Annotated in this window: 22 protein-coding genes and 1 riboswitch; all 22 genes read left to right on the top strand. The window is 35.1% G+C overall.

Annotated elements, in window-relative coordinates; translation table 11 throughout:
• Window positions 1–68 precede the first annotated feature (68 nt).
• The 22 genes from FEZ08_RS00700 to FEZ08_RS00595 all read left to right on the top strand — a co-directional run bounded on the left by FEZ08_RS00700 (window position 69) and on the right by FEZ08_RS00595 (window position 18553).
• Window positions 69–494 (top strand): Fur family transcriptional regulator, encoded by a 426-nt coding sequence (locus FEZ08_RS00700; RefSeq protein ID WP_138189779.1) that lies wholly within the window; start codon window positions 69–71, stop codon window positions 492–494.
• Between the two features lie 74 nt (window positions 495–568).
• The gene (locus FEZ08_RS00695) at window positions 569–1003 is read left to right on the top strand and encodes a Dps family protein (RefSeq protein ID WP_138189778.1); all 435 of its coding nucleotides are present in this window, start codon (window positions 569–571) and stop codon (window positions 1001–1003) included.
• Window positions 1004–1027: 24 nt separating this feature from the next.
• The gene (locus FEZ08_RS00690; protein WP_138189777.1) at window positions 1028–1600 is read left to right on the top strand and encodes a peroxiredoxin; all 573 of its coding nucleotides are present in this window, start codon (window positions 1028–1030) and stop codon (window positions 1598–1600) included.
• A 140-nt stretch (window positions 1601–1740) separates the two neighbouring features.
• Window positions 1741–2445: a 16S rRNA (guanine(527)-N(7))-methyltransferase RsmG gene (gene rsmG / locus FEZ08_RS00685; RefSeq protein WP_138189776.1), complete on the top strand. Its 705-nt coding sequence runs from the start codon at window positions 1741–1743 to the stop codon at window positions 2443–2445.
• Between the two features lie 18 nt (window positions 2446–2463).
• Window positions 2464–4491, top strand: coding sequence for a ParB/RepB/Spo0J family partition protein (locus tag FEZ08_RS00680; protein WP_138189775.1), 2028 nt, complete (start codon window positions 2464–2466; stop codon window positions 4489–4491).
• A 22-nt stretch (window positions 4492–4513) separates the two neighbouring features.
• A complete protein-coding gene (locus tag FEZ08_RS00675; protein WP_138189774.1) occupies window positions 4514–5272 on the top strand; it encodes a ParA family protein in 759 nt (252 codons plus the stop codon).
• Window positions 5265–6149 (top strand): ParB/RepB/Spo0J family partition protein, encoded by an 885-nt coding sequence (locus tag FEZ08_RS00670; protein ID WP_138189773.1) that lies wholly within the window; start codon window positions 5265–5267, stop codon window positions 6147–6149. Before FEZ08_RS00675 ends, FEZ08_RS00670 begins: the two co-directional genes overlap by 8 nt.
• 10 nt (window positions 6150–6159) lie before the next feature.
• On the top strand, window positions 6160–6693 hold the full coding sequence (locus FEZ08_RS00665) for a mechanosensitive ion channel family protein (RefSeq protein WP_138189772.1): 534 nt from the start codon (window positions 6160–6162) through the stop codon (window positions 6691–6693).
• Between the two features lie 9 nt (window positions 6694–6702).
• Window positions 6703–6882, top strand: a complete 180-nt coding sequence (locus FEZ08_RS12625) for a DUF951 domain-containing protein (RefSeq protein WP_138189771.1) — start codon at window positions 6703–6705, stop codon at window positions 6880–6882.
• 55 nt (window positions 6883–6937) lie between these two features.
• Window positions 6938–7039: riboswitch (purine riboswitch) on the top strand.
• Window positions 7040–7122: 83 nt separating this feature from the next.
• Window positions 7123–8556, top strand: a complete 1434-nt coding sequence (locus FEZ08_RS00655; protein WP_138189770.1) for an NAD(P)/FAD-dependent oxidoreductase — start codon at window positions 7123–7125, stop codon at window positions 8554–8556.
• Window positions 8557–8571: 15 nt separating this feature from the next.
• Entirely contained in the window at window positions 8572–9849 is a 1278-nt protein-coding gene (locus tag FEZ08_RS00650) for an adenylosuccinate synthase (protein WP_138189769.1), read from the top strand.
• 112 nt (window positions 9850–9961) lie between these two features.
• Window positions 9962–11461 (top strand): lysine--tRNA ligase, encoded by a 1500-nt coding sequence (gene lysS, locus FEZ08_RS00645; RefSeq protein ID WP_138189768.1) that lies wholly within the window; start codon window positions 9962–9964, stop codon window positions 11459–11461.
• A gap of 127 nt (window positions 11462–11588) precedes the next feature.
• On the top strand, window positions 11589–12962 hold the full coding sequence (gene radA, locus FEZ08_RS00640) for a DNA repair protein RadA (RefSeq protein WP_138189767.1): 1374 nt from the start codon (window positions 11589–11591) through the stop codon (window positions 12960–12962).
• A gap of 9 nt (window positions 12963–12971) precedes the next feature.
• On the top strand, window positions 12972–13655 hold the full coding sequence (gene ispD / locus FEZ08_RS00635; protein ID WP_138189766.1) for a 2-C-methyl-D-erythritol 4-phosphate cytidylyltransferase: 684 nt from the start codon (window positions 12972–12974) through the stop codon (window positions 13653–13655).
• 4 nt (window positions 13656–13659) lie between these two features.
• Entirely contained in the window at window positions 13660–14133 is a 474-nt protein-coding gene (gene ispF / locus FEZ08_RS00630; protein ID WP_138189765.1) for a 2-C-methyl-D-erythritol 2,4-cyclodiphosphate synthase, read from the top strand.
• Window positions 14134–14231: 98 nt separating this feature from the next.
• The gene (locus FEZ08_RS00625; RefSeq protein WP_138189764.1) at window positions 14232–14513 is read left to right on the top strand and encodes an autorepressor SdpR family transcription factor; all 282 of its coding nucleotides are present in this window, start codon (window positions 14232–14234) and stop codon (window positions 14511–14513) included.
• Entirely contained in the window at window positions 14500–15141 is a 642-nt protein-coding gene (locus FEZ08_RS00620; RefSeq protein ID WP_171014858.1) for an SdpI family protein, read from the top strand. Before FEZ08_RS00625 ends, FEZ08_RS00620 begins: the two co-directional genes overlap by 14 nt.
• A 14-nt stretch (window positions 15142–15155) precedes the next feature.
• Window positions 15156–16031 (top strand): Hsp33 family molecular chaperone HslO, encoded by an 876-nt coding sequence (gene hslO / locus FEZ08_RS00615; RefSeq protein ID WP_138189762.1) that lies wholly within the window; start codon window positions 15156–15158, stop codon window positions 16029–16031.
• Between the two features lie 75 nt (window positions 16032–16106).
• A complete protein-coding gene (locus FEZ08_RS00610) occupies window positions 16107–16856 on the top strand; it encodes a nitroreductase family protein (protein ID WP_138189761.1) in 750 nt (249 codons plus the stop codon).
• Window positions 16857–16914: 58 nt separating this feature from the next.
• Entirely contained in the window at window positions 16915–17430 is a 516-nt protein-coding gene (locus FEZ08_RS00605; RefSeq protein WP_138189760.1) for a YcxB family protein, read from the top strand.
• Window positions 17431–17550: 120 nt separating this feature from the next.
• Complete coding sequence (locus FEZ08_RS00600; RefSeq protein ID WP_138189759.1) at window positions 17551–18249, top strand: pirin family protein; 699 nt, start codon at window positions 17551–17553, stop codon at window positions 18247–18249.
• 13 nt (window positions 18250–18262) lie between these two features.
• Entirely contained in the window at window positions 18263–18553 is a 291-nt protein-coding gene (locus tag FEZ08_RS00595) for a GNAT family N-acetyltransferase (protein WP_171014857.1), read from the top strand.
• The last annotated feature ends 59 nt before the right edge of the window (window positions 18554–18612 follow it).

Genomic DNA, 18612 nt, shown 5'->3' with positions numbered 1-18612 from the left:
TTCACTGGCAATGTAACCTTGAAATGTAGTATAATGAAAAAAGAATATAGAAAAGGGGGTTGCCTTGTATGCGGACCATCCCAAGCAGAAGCGAAATTGAGCAAATACTAAGAGAAAAAGAAATTAGACCATCATATGCTCGGGTTCGAATATTGGAATATTTCTACAAAAATCATAATCATCCAAGTGTAGGAATGATTTATGATGAATTACATCCCTACATTCCATCGCTTTCAAAAACAACAGTATATAATACACTAAATTTATTCATTGAGCATAAAATAATTGAAGCACTAGGGATTGATTTGAATGAATTAAGATATGATATTTATCAGCAAACAACACATGGACACTTTAAGTGTGAGAGTTGTCAAAAAATATTTGATGTTGATTTAAAAATTGATGATCAAATAAGTAAAGATTTGAGTGGATTTGAAATTACAGAAAAAAATATTCAATTTAAAGGATTATGTCCGGATTGTAAAAATACGTAAGTATAATTCTTGACAAAACATTGAATTGGGTTTATTATAATATTGTAATCATTACAAAATCAGGAGGAAAAGAAATGAATTTATATCAAAAGATGAACGTGTTTCTAGCCAACCAAACAGTGATGTACATGAAAGTTCATAACTTACATTGGTACGTAAAAGGTCATCAATTTTTTTCATTACATGAAAAATTTGAAGAGATTTATGATCAAACAGCGGATATTATTGATGATGTAGCTGAGCGCTTGTTATCTGTTAATGAATATCCGGTTGCAAATTTAAAAGAAGTGTTAGAATTATCTACTATTTCAGAACGTTATGATAAAGATGTAAATGGAATTCTTGCTGTTGAAATTTTAATAGCAGATATTGAACAATTAATCAAAGATTCGAAAGAATTAGCAGTTCTTGCTGAGGAAGCAGATGACTCAGTTACAAACGACATGTTTATTGGTTATACTGGTGAGTATCAAAAATTACACTGGATGCTTACTTCATATTTAAAATAATATATTAATTGGAGGAATTAAATTATGTGCTGTGAATGCAATAACGAAAATGAATACTATATTCAATTAGCAAGAGTAGGAAAACCTGCTCCAAAATTTGAAATGTTGGCATTATTGCCTAATGGAAGTTTTGGTAATGTTTCATTACAAGAAAACTTAGATAATGGAAAATGGACAGTATTATACTTCTATCCAAAAGATTTTACTTTTGTATGTCCTACAGAAATCAAAGCCATGAGCGATGCTAATGAGCAGTTTGAAAAATTAAACACTTCAGTAATTGCTGTTTCAACAGATACTGAATATTCACATTTAGCTTGGACTAATACTCCAGCACTTGGGAAAATAAAACATCCTATGGCTTCAGATGCTAATCATCAAGTTTCAGAAGCATACGGTGTTTTAATTGAAGAAGAAGGAATTGCTCTTCGTGGATTATTCATTATTGATCCAGAAGGAAAATTAGTACACTCTACAATTAATGACAATAATGTTGGTAGAAATGTTGATGAAGTAATTAGACTTTTGGAAGCATTCCAAAGCGGTGGTTTGGCGCCTTGTGGCTGGACTCCAGGAGAAAAATTATTAGAGGACTAATCAGATATAAATTGGTTTGCAAATTTGCAAGCCTTTTTTTATTGCTTTTTTATGGTATAAAGTTGATATATAGGTAATAAAAGTGTAAAATATAAGATAGTTCAATAAAATATTTCCCGGGAAATATCGGAGGTGAAAATTTGAATAACAATTATGATTTTGTCCTTAAAGAAATATATCCAGACTTAACGGATAAACAACTCAAACAATTCACGGATTATTATGATTTACTCGTTGAGTGGAACACTAAAATGAATCTTACTGCAATTACCGAAAAAAAAGAAGTATATTGGAAGCATTTCTATGACTCGATTGTTTTAGGAAAATATATTGATTTAAATAATGAATTTAAGATTTGTGATATTGGTAGTGGTGCAGGCTTTCCAATCATTCCATTAAAGATTGTTTTTCCTAACTTACAAATATCAGTAGTTGATGCACTGAATAAGAGAATAGTATTCTTAAATGAAGTTGTAAATAAATTAGGGCTTACCAACGTTGAGTTATATCATGCAAGAGCAGAGGACTTTATTAAAGAACATAGAGAAGAGTATGATATTGTAACTGCAAGAGCAGTTGCACGAATGAATGTTCTTAGTGAATTATGCATTCCATTTGTTAAAATCGGTGGTAGATTTATTGCTTTAAAAGGAGCAGATGGAATAAACGAACTTATTGAGTCAAAAAATGCATGTAAAGTGCTTGGTGCGGAACTCAGTGAAACGATTGAATTCCACTTACCATTTGATGAAAGTAAACGTGTTATTCATATTATTACTAAAATAAAAAAATCTCCGGGAAAATACCCAAGATTATTTTCAAAAATAAAGAAGAACCCACTATAGAAATCAGGAGGAAATACAATGGCTTTATTTAATAGAAAAGATAAAGAAGAGATCATTACTACAATAGAAATAAATCAGATTGTTGCTAACAGATATCAACCAAGAACAACATTTGAAGAAGAATCATTAAAGGAACTTGCAGAATCAATTGAACAATATGGTCTTATTCAACCAATTGTTGTACGAACTGCAGGAGAAAATATGTATGAAATTGTTGCTGGAGAGCGTCGTTTTCGTGCGTCAAAAATAGCTGGACTTGAAGTAATCCCAGTTATTATAAAAGATCTAGAAGCGAAGGATTCTGCAGTATTAGCTGTCATAGAAAATATCCAACGCGAGGATTTAAATCCAATTGAGGAAGCAAAATCATATCAGAGATTAGCAACCTTATTAAATTTAACTCAGGATGAAGTCTCAAAAATGGTAGGTAAGTCGCAGTCAGCAATTGCAAATAAAATGCGCTTGTTGCAACTTCCAGAAGACATCCAAGATGCATTAAAAGATAAAAGTATTTCTGAAAGACATGCCAGAGCCTTGCTTAAATTTGAGACTGACGCTGCTCGCTCGGTAATGTTAGAGAAAATTATTAAAGATAATTTAACTGTAGCAGAAACGGAAAGAATTATTGAGGAAAAACTTTCGCATACTAAGAATGTTAAAGATGTAAAAACTAAAGTAAGAATTAAAGGCTATGCTAATGATGTTAGATTAGCAATTAATACAGTAAAAAAATCATTGAAAACAATTGAAAAATTTGGACATAAGGCTGAAATCAATGAACAAGAGAATGATAGTTACTATGAGGTAACAATTAAGATTGATAAACATGCCACAGATGATGTAGCAGAAGAATCAAATGATCTTGCGCTAAATAATGTGGTTAGCTTAGAAGCGAATAATGATATAGTTGTCGAGGCTTTAAATACAGAGGCAATAAATATTGACGCTTCTCCTGAAGAGAATACTCAAATTGAAACAGAAGCTGATAGAGAAGAAGTTATTCAATTAGAGGAAGAAAATAATAACATCGAACATAAAGATGTTGAAAAAATTGATAAAGTAGTTAATACCGAAGAACAAGCATCTGCTATTGAGCATGAGACACTTGATGAAACTGCTGAAGAAGTTACAGATAAACTCCTGATAAATGATGGAGAAGAAATTGAACTAAGTGATGATTTAGAAACAAAGTTTGCAGGATTAGACATAAGCTTTTTTGACAATTTAAAACTTGAAGGTGAAGAAGAAGTAACTGATTTAATAGAAGAGAACAAATCAGAAGAATCCGAAAATGAGTTAGATATTACAAATACATTTCACTTTGTTTATAATGCTAATTATGGAAATGATAGTCATACACCAACTTCAACTGAAAGCGAAGAATTGTTTAATGAAGTTCAAGAACACATAAATAATGACGAGCCAATTATAAAAGTAGAAGATGCCATTGAAGAAGATGACTTATTTAAAACAACAGAGTTAAATCTCGAAACTACCTATAATTCAATCTATGAGTCTTATTATAATGACGGGGAAGAAGTTGAAGTTCCTGCAGAAGTGCTAGAAGCTGGAGAGAAGTTTGTAAAAACAATTGAAGCTACTGAAGAGAAACCAAATTCAATTTATAATACAATCTATGATTTTGGGAATGAAAAGGAAGAGAAAAAAGATGAACTCCTAAATTGGCAAACATTATTAAATGATGATTCTGAAGATGATATCATTAGTGAAAGTGCAAATGAATATCAAAAAGATCAGGCAGATAGAGTTAGAGCTATGTTTACGGAGGTAACAAATAATACTTCTGAAGAGACAACCGAACAAGGTAGAGAAGAGTTAGATGAACTACTTGAGGTTTCGCGACAAGAAGCAGAAATAACTGCTGAAAGCAATGAAGAAGAAGCAATAAAATATGGAGCTAAATCATCATTTGTTGATAAGTTAAAAAACATTAATAATACAAGTAATTCATTTTTATTTGAAGATGAAGACGATGAAAAAGAAGAAAACAAAAGCAATGACGGTTTCTGGAACTTGTTTAAATAGACTGAGATAGGAGGACCGCTTCATGACAAAAATTATTGCAATAACTAACCAAAAAGGTGGTGTTGGCAAAACAACAACTACCTTAAATTTAGCATCGTCATTAGGTGCATTAGGAAAAAAGATATTATTGATTGATATGGATCCCCAAGGTAATGCGACAACCGGTTTAGGAATTGATAAGGGTAGTATTAAAAAATGTATTTATAATGTTTTAGTTGATGAAGAAGACATAAAAAACACAATTATTAGGACACAGTTTAAAAATCTTGATGTTGTGCCTGCAAGAATACATTTATCAGGTGCGGATTTAGAATTATCACAAGTAGAAGCAAGAGAATTAAGACTTAAAAATGCATTGATGAAATTACCGCCAATGTATGATTATGTTTTCTTTGATTGTCCACCGTCATTAGGATTACTAACATTAAATGCACTAACGGCTGCACAAACATTAATAATACCAATTCAAGCTGAGTACTATGCATTAGAAGGAGTTAGTCAATTATTGAACACAATTCGTCTGGTGCAAAGACATTTAAATCCTAAACTAACAATTGATGGAATAGTGTTAACAATGACTACTAATACAAATTTAAGCACTGAGATTGAGCAAGAAGTTAGACAGCTTTTTGAGAAGAAGGTATATAAAACAACAATTACACGCGGTATTCGCTTAAGCGAGGCACCAAGTCATGGATTGCCAATTATATATTACGATTCAAGAAGTCGTGGGGCTGAAGAATACGTATTATTGGCTAGGGAAGTGATTGCACATGGCTAAACAAAAACGTTTAGGAAAAGGTATTGAGGCACTATTTGCAAATAGTGATTTCAATGTATTGAATGATGAAATTGAAGATATTCAAGGATATGATATAGTTGAAGTTGAGATTGAAAAATTACGACCAAATCCATATCAACCGCGAAAATCATTTGATCAGAATGCCTTAGAAGAATTAGCAAGTTCTATTAAAGAACATGGAATTTTTCAACCAATTATTGTAAGAGAAAACCTAGTTGGTTATGATATCTTAGCTGGTGAGCGAAGATATCGAGCTTCTCAACTTATTGGATTAGAAACTATTCCGGCAATTATTAAGGAATTTAATGATCAAGAGATGATGGAGATAGCGCTACTTGAAAACCTTCAGCGTGAAGATCTATCAGCAATTGAAGAAGCACAGGCATATCAAATGCTTATTGATCAATTAAACCTAACACAAGAACAACTAGGAAAACGTTTAGGTAAAAGTAGATCTCACATCACCAATACATTAAGACTTCTTACTTTGCCACAGTATGTTCAAGACGCAATAATAAATAATGAATTATCTATGGGTCATGCTAAAATTCTTGTAGGTAAGAGCGAAAAAGATATCAAGAATCTTTTTAATCAAATTGTTGAAGATGAACTATCAGTACGACAAACAGAAGAGCTTATATATGGAACTAATCCGCAAAAGAAAACTAGTATAAAAAGTAAAAGTAAAAAGGAAGCAAAAAGCAACCAAATTATATATTTAGAGAAAAAATTAGCGGAAAATTTAGGTACTAAGTCCATTATCAATTACAGTAATGGAAAAGGTAAAATAGAATTGAGCTTTTCTAATGACGAAGATTTAAACCGAATTCTTGAACTATTAGGGATTATAGAATAGAGTGATTAATATGTGGTCAGAAGATGTCTGGGACTTTATATTGAAAAATTTAGTAAATATATTAGAAATTGCTTTAGTAATAATAGCAACAATATTTTTACTTGTTATATTTAAAAGGCTTGTTTACAAAGCCTTTCATATTAATAAAGATGTAGATGAAATGGACGATAGAACGAAACAAGTTGCAACAGTTGTTAAACTATTTGTAACCATATGCCAATATGCCACCTGGTTTGGAGTGATCCTGGCAATTATCTACAAGCTTTCGAATTATAATTTTCAGACACTTATCACAATCTTTACCGGCACAGGATTAACACTTGGAATTATTGGCAGGGAGATTATTCTTGATTTTATTAATGGATTACTTATCGTTACAGAGCGTCAGTTCATTGTGGGAGATACAATCGAAGTTGGTACAATTAAAGGTGTAGTGGTTAAAATTGGTATAAGAACTACCGAGATTATTCAAGCTGATGGCTCTTATGCTACTATTTCAAATCGCGTAATTGATAGAGTTATAAACTATACAAATATAAAATAAGGTGAAGCAATGGAATATAAGGTTGGCGATAGAGTCATTATGAAAAAAAAACATCCTTGCGGAGAGAATCTATGGGAAATTCTTCGCGTAGGAATGGATGTAAGACTAAAATGTTGCAATTGTGGGCGAAGTCTTTTGATAAAAAGAAAAGACTTTGACAAAAACTTAAAGCAGGTCATTTCACAATAATATTTCCCGGGAAATAAAAAATTTGAAAGCATATAGACTTTATTTATGCTATAATAAAGTTACAATTGAAAAAACTCGTATAATCCCTTTAATATGGAAAGGGAGTCTCTACCTAGCAACCATGAATTGTTAGATTACGGGGTTACATTATTTTGCTTTTCACTTAATATAGTGAATGGTTTATTTTTGTGTTGAACCTCGTATGTCTACGGGGTTTTTTATTTGGAAGGAGAATAATTAATGCCAAACACAAAAAAATATGATGTAATTATTATCGGTGCGGGACCAGCTGGTATCTTTACAGCATATGAGCTACATCTCAAGAATCCGAAACTAAAGGTAGCCCTAATTGACAAAGGTAGAGATATTAATAGAAGACAGTGTCCGATACTTGATAAGAAGCTGGAAAAGTGTCCGCCAGCAGCAGGAATTAAAGATTACGCAGGTTGTTGGCCGGCATGTTCGATTACTAGTGGTTTTGGTGGAGCCGGTGCGTATTCGGATGGTAAATTCAATATTACTAGTGAGTTCGGCGGATGGATGCAAGAATACTTAAGTCGTAGTGAAGTTGAAGAATTAATACGCTATGTTGATTCAATCAATCTGGAACATGGAGCAAATCCAGAAATTACTGATCCAACAACTGATAGAGTTAAAGATATAGAAAAGCGTGGGTATGCAGTTGGATTAAAGCTATTACGAGCCGAGGTGAGACACCTCGGAACTGAACAAAATCTTGAGATTCTTAAAAGTATTTATAATTATCTTGAAGAATATATTGATTACTTTTTTAATACGGAAGTCACGGATATTATTGTTAATGATGATACTGTTTCAGGAGTTGTACTTAAAAAAGGAGAGACTGAGCTGCTAGCAGATAATGTAGTAATTGTACCTGGTCGGGATGGTTCAACGTGGCTAAAGACTATTATGGCTAAGAATAACATTCCACTTAATAATAACCAAGTTGATATTGGTGTTCGAGTAGAAACAAGTGATATTGTTATGCAAGAAATAAATGAACATTTATATGAAGGTAAATTCATTTTTAGTACAAGTGTGGGTACCTCTGTAAGAACATTCTGTTCTAACCCAAGTGGGCATGTTGTTATTGAAAATCATACAGGAACAATGCTTGCAAATGGACATTCATATCGAGATCCGAAGTTAGGTAGTAAGAACACAAACTTTGCGTTACTTGTATCTCATACATTTGAAGAACCATTTAATCAACCAAATGAGTTTGCACATGAAGTTTCTAAATTGGCTAACCAATTATCAAATGGTTCAATTATTGTTCAAAAATATGGGGATATTTTAAAAGGTAGGAGAACAACCACTAAAAGATTAAAGGAAGGGTTCATAGAGCCAACACTTAAAGAAGCGGTTCCCGGTGATTTAGGATTAGTTCTTCCATATAATACAATGAAAAGCTTAATTGAAATGGTTACTGCACTTGATCATGTAACGCCAGGAATTGCAAGCGACCATACACTGTTTTATGGTGTAGAAGCAAAATTTTATTCAGCACGACCAGAAATTGATAAATATTTTGAAACTAAGATAAAAGGTTTATATGTTGGTGGCGATGGTGCAGGGGTTACTCGTGGACTGGCCCAAGCAGGGGCTAACGGTGTTTGGATAGCGAGACATATTGTAAATAAGTATGAATAATAAAGGAGATACAAAATGAGTGGAATTGTTGTAGTCGGAACCCAGTGGGGAGATGAAGGAAAAGGAAAGATAACTGACTTTTTAGCGCAAAGAGCTGACGTGGTTGTGCGTTATCAAGGTGGCGATAACGCAGGGCACACCGTTGAGTTTAATGATATGCAATTTAAAATACGTTTAGTACCTTCTGGAATTTTTAATTCGCGATTAGTTATTCTTGGTAATGGTATGGTTATTAATCCTAAAACTCTAATTGAAGAGATTGACATGTTGAATGAACGAGGTATTGATACCTCAAACCTTAAGATTAGTAATCGCGCACATATTATTATGCCGTATCATATGGCAATTGATGAATTGCAAGAAGAACAAAAAGGAAGCCAGAAGGTAGGAACAACTAAAAAAGGGATTGGTCCTGCATATATGGATAAAGTAAGTCGTATCGGAATTCGCTTTGGAGAATTACTTGATGAAGAACTCTTCGCAGAAAAAGTTGCTATTAATGTACGCGAAAAAAATCAATTATTAGCGCTTAATGGTAAAAACTTATTTAACGTTGATGAGGTAATTGAAGAGTACCGCGCATATGCACAAAGGTTAAAACAATTTATTGATGACACAAGTTATATCTTAAATAATGAAATTGAGGCTGGTTCAAAAGTATTATTTGAAGGTGCTCAAGGAATAATGTTGGATATTGATCATGGAACTTACCCTTTCGTTACTTCATCAAATCCATCGGCTGGCTATGTAACAATCGGAAGCGGTGTTGGTCCAAAAGCAATTGATAAAGTATTAGGTATTGTGAAGGCTTATTCTACACGGGTAGGTGAGGGACCTTTTCCTACAGAGATTGATGGAGAAATTGCCCATCAAATCCGTGAAGTTGGTCGTGAATATGGAACAGTGACAAAACGTCCAAGAAGAATTGGTTGGTTTGATGGAGTTATTGTAAAGTATGCTGCAAGAATTAGTGGATTGACGGGAATATCAGTTAACTTGCTAGATGTATTAAGCGGAATTGAAAAACTCTATATTTGTAAAGGATATGAATTTAGAGGTGAGGAGATTGATTATATTCCTTCAACAGTTAAAGAATTTGCTGAGTGTAAACCTATATATATTGAGTTGGATGGTTGGACTGAAGATATAACAGGTGTTAGATCGTTTGAAGAACTACCAGCTGCTGCTCAAAAGTATTTAGAAACAATGAGCGAGATTGTTGGTGTTCCTATTTCAATATTCTCAATAGGACCTGACAGAGAACAAACAATAATTATGGAAGATTTATTCTAAAAAGAAGCCGAGGCTTCTTTTTTTTAGTGAAAGTATTAAAAAGCTATATCTGTAATCGTTAAAATAATGTATAATGAATATAAACTATCTAAGCAAATGGAGGAGAAAAAGTATGACTGATAGTCAATTAAGTGAACAAGAATTGGTGCGCCGCGAAAAGATGCAGCAATTGGTTGAAAAAGGTATTGATCCATTTGGTAGCTCATTTTCACGAACTCATAGTATTGAAACACTTAGAGATAAATATGAACAATTCGATAAAGAACGACTTGAAGAAAAAAATGTTGAGGTCACTTTAGCCGGACGTATCATGACGAAACGTGGTAAAGGAAAAGCGGGATTTGCCCATGTTCAAGACGAAACAGGACAAATCCAAATTTATGTGCGACTAGATGCAGTTGGCGAAGAACAATTTGAACTGTTTTTAAAAGCTGACCTAGGTGATATTGTTGGTGTACAAGGAATGTTGTTTAAGACAAAAGTTGGCGAGCTTTCTATACGAGTAAGTAATTTTACTCACTTGTCAAAAGCATTGCGACCATTGCCTGAAAAATATCATGGTTTAACCGATATCGAAGAGAGATATCGACGTCGTTATCTTGATTTAATTATGAATGGTGAGTCTAGACATACATTTGCCGTACGTAGTCAAATTATGTCAGGTATCCGTAGATATCTTGATGAGCGCGGATATATGGAGGTTGAAACGCCTATTTTACATCCAATAGCTGGTGGTGCAACGGCTCGGCCATTTATAACACATCATAATGCACTTGATATGGAATTCTATTTACGTGTTGCGCCAGAGCTTTATTTGAAAAGGCTATTAGTTGGTGGATTTGAAAAGGTTTATGAAATTGGACGTTTATTCCGTAATGAAGGAATTTCAACACGTCATAATCCTGAGTTTACGTCTATTGAAATCTACGTAGCATATACAGACTATATTTTTATGATGGACTTAATCGAAGATTTAATTATTGATTTAGTAGAAAAAATTAATGGTGAACTAAAATTATCATATGGAGGAAAAACCATTGATATGTCACGAGGATGGAAACGTGTACATATGGTTGATTTTATCCGTGAAATAACTGGTGTTGATTTCTGGCCGAAAATGACATTTGAACAAGCTAAACAGCTTGCTGAGCAACATGATGTTGAGCTATTAGATCACCATGTTTCAGTTGGTTATGTTATCAACGAATTCTTTGAGCAAAAATGCGAAAAAGCAATTCTTGATCCAACTTATATCTTTGGGCATCCGGTTGAGGTATCACCTTTAGCGAAACAAAACAAAGATGATGACCGCTTTACAGATCGTTTTGAGTTATTTATTGATGCCAGAGAGTATGCTAATGCTTTCTCGGAATTGAATGATCCGATTATACAGTTAAAACGTTTTGAAGAGCAAGTTGAAGAAGCGCGTCGTGGAAATGACGAAGCAGCGGCTGTTGTAGATATTGATTATGTAGAGGCATTAGAATTCGGTATGCCGCCTGCCAGCGGTATGGGTATGGGTATTGATCGATTAGTTATGTTATTGACGAATCAAGCATCTATTCGTGATGTTCTCTTATTCCCACATATGCGTCGTAAAGAAAATGAGTAATATATAGTCTTTACTGGCTGAGGAATACTGGATAAATATGAAAAACCATTTTCTTTCGAGAAAATGGTTTTCTTTTTTCGAAATAATATATGAGATATGATAAAATGAGTACAGGAGGCGTAGTTGAATGGCAAAGGAAAAAACGGTTTTCTATTGTAAGGAATGCGGCACTGAGAGTTTACGCTGGATTGGAAAATGTCCTGGATGCGGTGCCTGGAATTCGATGGTGGAACATAAGGAAGTGAAAAAGACTAAGGCTAATAGAGGTTTCATTAATACTGCTGAAACTGCTAGGCCATTAAAGATAGATGCAATTCCGTCTCAAGATCAGCAACGATTGGCTACTAATATGTCAGAGTTTGATCAGTTAGTTGGCGGTGGAATTGTAGTTGGTTCGCTGACACTAATTGGTGGCGAGCCAGGAATCGGGAAATCAACGTTGTTACTGCAGTTGGCGGAAAATATTGCTAAAACCGGTAAGAAGGTTCTATATGTTAGTGGCGAGGAGAGTATGTATCAGATTAAACTTCGGGCTGAGCGGCTGGGAGTCGCTGATGATAATATTTTGATTTATGCTGAAAATAGTATTGAGCAGATTTTAGCTTGTATTGAAAGTGAAAATCCTGAGTTCTTGATTATTGACTCGATTCAGACTGTATATGTTGAATCAGTTGATAATACGCCAGGAAGTGTGACACAAATTCGTGAGAGTGCAGCTTATTTAATGAAAATTGCAAAGCAATTGCATATTGCTACGTTTTTGGTTGGTCATGTTACTAAAGAGGGATCGATTGCAGGGCCGAAGATTCTAGAACATATGGTTGATACAGTTTTATATTTTGAAGGTGAGCAGAATGATATGTATAGAATTCTGCGTACAGTTAAAAATAGATTTGGTGCGGCTAATGAGATTGCTGTGTTTGAAATGAAGGAAGAGGGTCTGGTGCAGATTATCAATCCATCAGAGATTTTTCTTGAGGAACGTCAGGAGGAGAAGAGTGGGATTAGTGTTGTTGCCACGGTTGAAGGAACAAGACCAGTGCTGATTGAGATTCAATCACTTTTAGCACCCACATTTTTTGGTAATCCACGTCGAACTTCATCAGGTATCGAGCATAACCGGACTGCTTTGATTTTAGCTGTGTTGGAAACTAGAGCTGGATTAGCACTACAGAATCAAGATGTTTATCTGAAAGTTGTTGCCGGGATGAAAATTGCTGATCCGGCTGCAGATTTAGGTATCGCTTGTAGTGTTGCTTCGGCATTTTATAATAAACCATTGCCGGCAGCAACTGTTGTGATTGGTGAATTAGGCTTAACAGGTGAGGTTCGACGCGTTTCACGAATTGAAGAAAGAATTAATGAAGCAAGAAAACTTGGGTTTGAACAGATTTTTGTACCTAAAGGGAACTGGACACATATTAAAGATAAGCAATATGTGAAGTCAGTTGAAACGATTGGGGATTTGTTAAAGGCTTTGAAATTACAGGGAAAGCAGTAGGTGATAAAAATGTATGACGCAATAATTTTACTGGCTGGTTCAGGACAACGAAGTGGGTTATCATATAACAAAGTTTTTTATGAAGTGAATGAGAAGCCGCTTTATGCTTATTCACTAGATGTGTTTCTACAGGACAAGGATTGCAAAAATATTATTTTTGTTTGTCGCGCCGAGGATACCGATATCGTACTAGATTATTTTGAAGAACAAAGTATTGATAAGCAGAAGGTTGAGTTTGTGGTTGGTGGTCTGACTCGTCAAGAGAGTGTATTAAACGGACTAAAGAAAGTGAAGGCAGAGTTTGTGTTTATTCATGATGGGGCGCGTCCGTGCATCAACTTGGAATTAATTGAACGAATGAAGAAAGAGCTAGTTTATGAGAAGGCTGTTATTGCTGGAATTAAGGCAACAGATACTTTGAAACTAATTGATGCTTTTGGCGATGTTGATAAGACTATAGATCGCGAGAAGGTTGTACAAGCACAGACACCACAAGCATTTAATAGTGATTTGATTATTAAGGCTTATGAGGTTGCGGCATCAGAGAAGTTTGTAGCAACTGATTGTGCTTCAGTTGTTGAGTATGTAAATAGTGCGCGAATTGAATTTGTGGAAGGGAGTCGTTGGAATATTAAGGTGACAACGGCTGATGACTTAGATGTAATAACGTATTTGTTGAGTAAGGGAGAATAAGAGAATGCTACGTATTGGACAATCTACTGATATTCATGTATTGGTTGAAGGTCGCCCATTAATATTGGGTGGAGTGGAAATCCCTCATAATAAGGGATTAGCAGGTCATTCAGATGCTGACGTGCTTTTACATGCGATTGCGGAAAGTATGCTTGGTGCATTGGCGCTTGGCGATTTAGGAAAACATTTCCCAGATACCGATCCTAAATACAAGGATGTTGATTCAAAGTTCTTACTTCAGGAAGTTCATAAGTTGGTTATTGAAGCAGGTTATCATATTGTTAATATTGATAGCTTAGTTCTAGCACAGAAGCCTAAATTAGCTCCGCATATATTGGTTATGCGGGAAACAATAGCTGCATTACTCGACATTGAAATGGATCAAATTAATGTAAAGGCAACTACTGGTGAAAAGGTTGGGTTTGTAGGCAGAGAAGAAGGTATTATGGCACAAGCCGTAGTATTATTGGAAAAGTAGATATTTTACATATCTGCTTTTTCTTGACTCTGCAATAAAATAGCATTACAATTAGATTAAACATTTAGTGAATTATCTAAATAAAGAGGTGCTTTTCCATGCAAAGTGTTTTTAAAGCATTGTCGGATCCTACGCGCCGGGAAATATTGCAGCTGTTGAAAAAGAATGATATGACAGCGGGAGAGATTGCATCATTTTTTAATATGAGTAAGCCCAGTATTTCTCATCATTTGACTATCTTAAAGCAAGCGGACTTAATTATTGATAATAAAAAAGGACAACATATATGGTACTCAATTAATTTATCAGTTTTTAGTGAGGTTATTGCTTGGTTTATGTCATTAAATGAGAGTGAGGAAAAAGACAATGAAAAAGAATAATATTGAGTTAGTTAATTATTTTCTCATTGGTATAAGTGTGGCTATGTCCGCTATTTCTTATCCATTTTTACCAGATTCAATTCCGATTCATTGGAACTATAATGGAGTGGTTGATGAGTACGGTTCAAAGTTGATTGTGTTGTCGGTCATCCCTATTGGTATTTTTCTGTTGTATTTATTGCTACGCTATGTTCCGAGAATTGATCCGCGGAAAAAGAATTATGAGCGATTTTCAAGAACTTATAGTTGGTTTCGTGTTAGTATTTTAATGATTCTAGTTGTGTTACAAGGTGTAACAATTTTAGTTTCATTTGGTTTGACACTTAATATGGGTATGATTATTCAAATTGGATTAGGGGCATTGTTCATTTTTCTAGGTAATCTTATGCCTAAAATACAACCAACATATTTTGTTGGTATTAGAACGCCATGGACTTTGGCTAACGACAAGGTTTGGCATAGAACCCATCAGCTAGCTGGTAAGGTCTGGGTTATCTGCGGATTTCTTATGATTCCGTTAGCTTTAATTCCTGTCGGATTTATTCAATTTGCAGTGCTAATAGTGCTTATAGTAGTCATGGTATTAGTGCCAACAATTTATTCGTATTATATTTATAAAAAAAATTAGGAGTGTTTTATTTAATGTCAGATTATTTAACAAAGATGCTTGGCTTTAACAAGCAAGTTCGTATATATGTTACGCAAACAACAAATATGTTGGAAGAAATGTGTGAGCTAAATGGCGCGACGCCGGTTGTTCGTGCAGCATTTGGGAGAACTATTAGTGTTGCTGCGATGATGGGCGGAATGTTGAAAGGTAAAGAGCGATTGAATATTCGCGTTGAGGGTGATGGCCCGATTGGTAAGATTGTTGTTGATGCCCATGCTGATGGTAAAATTCGCGGTTATGTTAGTAATCCAGTAGTTGAATTACCTTTGAATGATAAGGGTAAGCTTGATGTACGCGGAGCAGTCGGAACACAGGGGCTTATCTATGTTATTAAAGATATTGGTTTGAAAGATTATTTCACTGGTCAAACAGAAATAATCAGTGGTGAGCTGGGCGAAGATTTTGCATATTACTTTACTGTAAGTGAGCAGGTTCCGACAGCTGTAAGTGTTGGTGTTTTGGTAGATACTGATTGGTCAATTAAAGCCAGCGGAGGTTTAATTGTTCAGGTTTTACCAGGAACAGATGAGGCAGTACTAGACCAATTGGAGGCTAGTTTAGCTGATTTGCCGCCGATTTCGGGATTGCTAGCTGATGGAAAAACGCCTGAAGAGATTGTTGCAATGATTTGTGATGATTTTGAGGTGCTGGAGACGCAAGAAATTTATTTTGAGTGTGGTTGCTCCAGAGAACGATTTGAAACGGCATTGATGAGTATTGGTAAAGATGAGTTGGAATCAATGATTAATGACGGTGAAACAATTGAAACAGTATGTAATTTCTGTCATAAGAAATATTATTTTTCCGTTGATGAACTTAAGGATTTGAAAAGTCGGATAGAAAAGTAATGAATTTTTGAAGATTGACTTGAAAGTTGTATTGATAATGATATAATTAAGCAATGTTTAAGGAGATGACTTGTGATGTTTGAACATTTATCTGAGGTTATTGATCAGCGGTACTCAGAGCGAAAATATGAGCATGATTTTCGGTTGAGTGATGAGCAGAAGGTAATGATAGAAGCAAAAATGAAGGAATTATTATCTAGTGCTTATGAAATTAATATTGATTTGATTGAAAATACTGATGATAATTTGTTTAAGGGGTTCATTTTGTCATATGGTAAGGTGAATGCTCCATATATGCTTGTTTTTTCAGGGAAGAAACAGGATATTGAAACGGCATTTAAGGTTGGGCAGTTAGCAGAACTGCTTGTTCTTGAGTTGACGCTTTTAGGATTACAGACGTGTTTTGTCAGCGGAACTTATAAAGGCTCAGAAGTTTTATCAAGAATACAGATGGCTGATGATTATGAAATCTATGTGACGGTTGCGCTTGGTAAAGCGAAGGCAGTTTGGGTGAATCCACAGCATAAACGAAAAGATGTTGAAGACATCGCTAAGTTTATGCCTAGGAAGTCAGCGGCATGGATATATACTGCTCTGGAAGCTGCTCGACTTGCACCGTCAGCACTGAATCGGCAGCCGGCACGGTTTATGGTAGATATGGATCAACATGTAACTGCCTACCCAGCGAAGGAATCGGTTGCTCAGTATTTGGACTTAGGGATAGCGGCGGCAAACTTTCAGGTTGCAGCTGAGGAGCATGGACATGTTGGTGACTGGGTGCGCCGTGAGGGGCAATATTATTTTTTATTAGAAAAATCTGAGTAGTTTAGCATTCGGTTATGGTATACTTAGGATATTAAATCTCAATAAGGAAGTGTTTATTTTGGAAATATCGTTTGAAAGAAATGAAGAAGTGCTATTCCGTACTGCTCAAGCATACTATCAACATTCTAAAAGAAGAAAAATTATGTTGATGATTTCACGTGGCTCATGGCCATTTTTAGTGGTAATGATTGTTGTGTTGGCACTTAATTTATATGGAACATTGGCAATGGTTTTAATTATTGCCGGATTAATTGCCGGGATACTATTTGCTATTTTTTCATTCGATTATTTCTTACATCGTGAAGTTGCTCGTATGATTCGTAAGAGGACTCCTACGGGGACACTTACGTATAAGTTTTATCCGGAAGCATTCACTGAAACGATGAATGGCGAAACACAAGAATGTCCGTACTCGCTTGTTAAAGAGGTTTATGTGAGTGAGACGGTGATTCAGGTTTATTTATTGCAGAATTCATTGTTTGTTATTGATAAGACCGGGCTTTCTGAGGCGCAGATTAGCGAAGTGTTGAGTTATTTTAGTAATAAGGAAATTCCGATTGTGAATGCAAAATAAGTTAGTTTTGGAGAAGAGTGTGTAAAAGCACTCTTTTTTTGTTGGGTGTATGGTTAATCATATTTAAGATGTGGTGCTATACTAGTAGTAGGGAGTTATTACGAGGTGGTGGTGTCAGCTATGATTCAATTTATTCAAGCGAACGAGGATGGTTTTACTGATATTCCCGGTAGAAAAACGATTCATTTCTTTTCGTTTGAGCAATACTTCGATCCGGATAAGACGGGGTATGGTGTGTTGCGAGTGTTAAATGACAGTGTTATCGATGCAGGTTTTGGTTTGCCTAATCATATGCATCGCAATATGGAAATTATTACTTATGTTATTGAGGGTGCGTTGTCGCATAAAGATAGTATTCAAAACGCTTCTACTATTTATCGCGGGGATGTGCAGTTTATCAGTGCCGATAGTGGGGTGGTACATTCAGAGTATAATTATGGTGATGAACCGGCGCGAGTGCTCGAGCTTTGGGTATATCCTAATGATTCGGTGGAAGCGCCAAGTTATGGTGAGTATTGTTATGACTGGCAGGAACGTGTAAATCAGTGGTTGTTATTTGCTTCTGGTATTGGTGGTAAATCGCCGGTACAGGTGCATCAAGATATTAATTGCTACGCGACTTTTTTGGAGGCAGGGAGGGATATTGATTTTAATGTACAAGCTGGACGCCAGGCTTATGTTGTAGCTCTTGAAGGTGTAGTTGTGCTTAATGATGTTCTTTTTGTTGCACATATGTCGGCGCAGGTTAGTAATGAAACACTTAGTTTTCATGCTTTAGAGTCAAGTCATATTGTCATTGTTGAGATGAATGAAGCGTAAGGAGATGATAAAAATGTTTGATATTGTTCATGAAAAAGAAAGTCATCGGGTTATTGCAAAAAAAGATACACAAGTTTTAGCGACATTAATCTATGAATTGACAGATAATAATATCGTAATTCTTCATACGATATTGGAAAACGAAGCAGATGAGGATTATGCCCGCGATTTAATTTTGTTGGTTGTTGATTATGCACGGCGAAACAATTATAAAGTTATTCCGGCTAGTCCGCTTGCGGCGAAAGTTTTCAAAAAAGACGCCGATTTATTAGCTGATGTTCGAGCTGTTATTGAGGAGAAATAGAGCGCATCCAGGTGCGCTCTATTTCTTTAGGTGTGATTTGGGGAAATAAAAAAATGTTG

Origin of the sequence: Culicoidibacter larvae (assembly GCF_005771635.1) — a bacterium.
Lineage (GTDB): Bacteria > Bacillota_I > Bacilli_A > Culicoidibacterales > Culicoidibacteraceae > Culicoidibacter > Culicoidibacter larvae.
The sequence above is the reverse complement of the archived record's forward strand: the minus strand, read 5'-3'. Positions and strand labels throughout refer to the sequence as shown.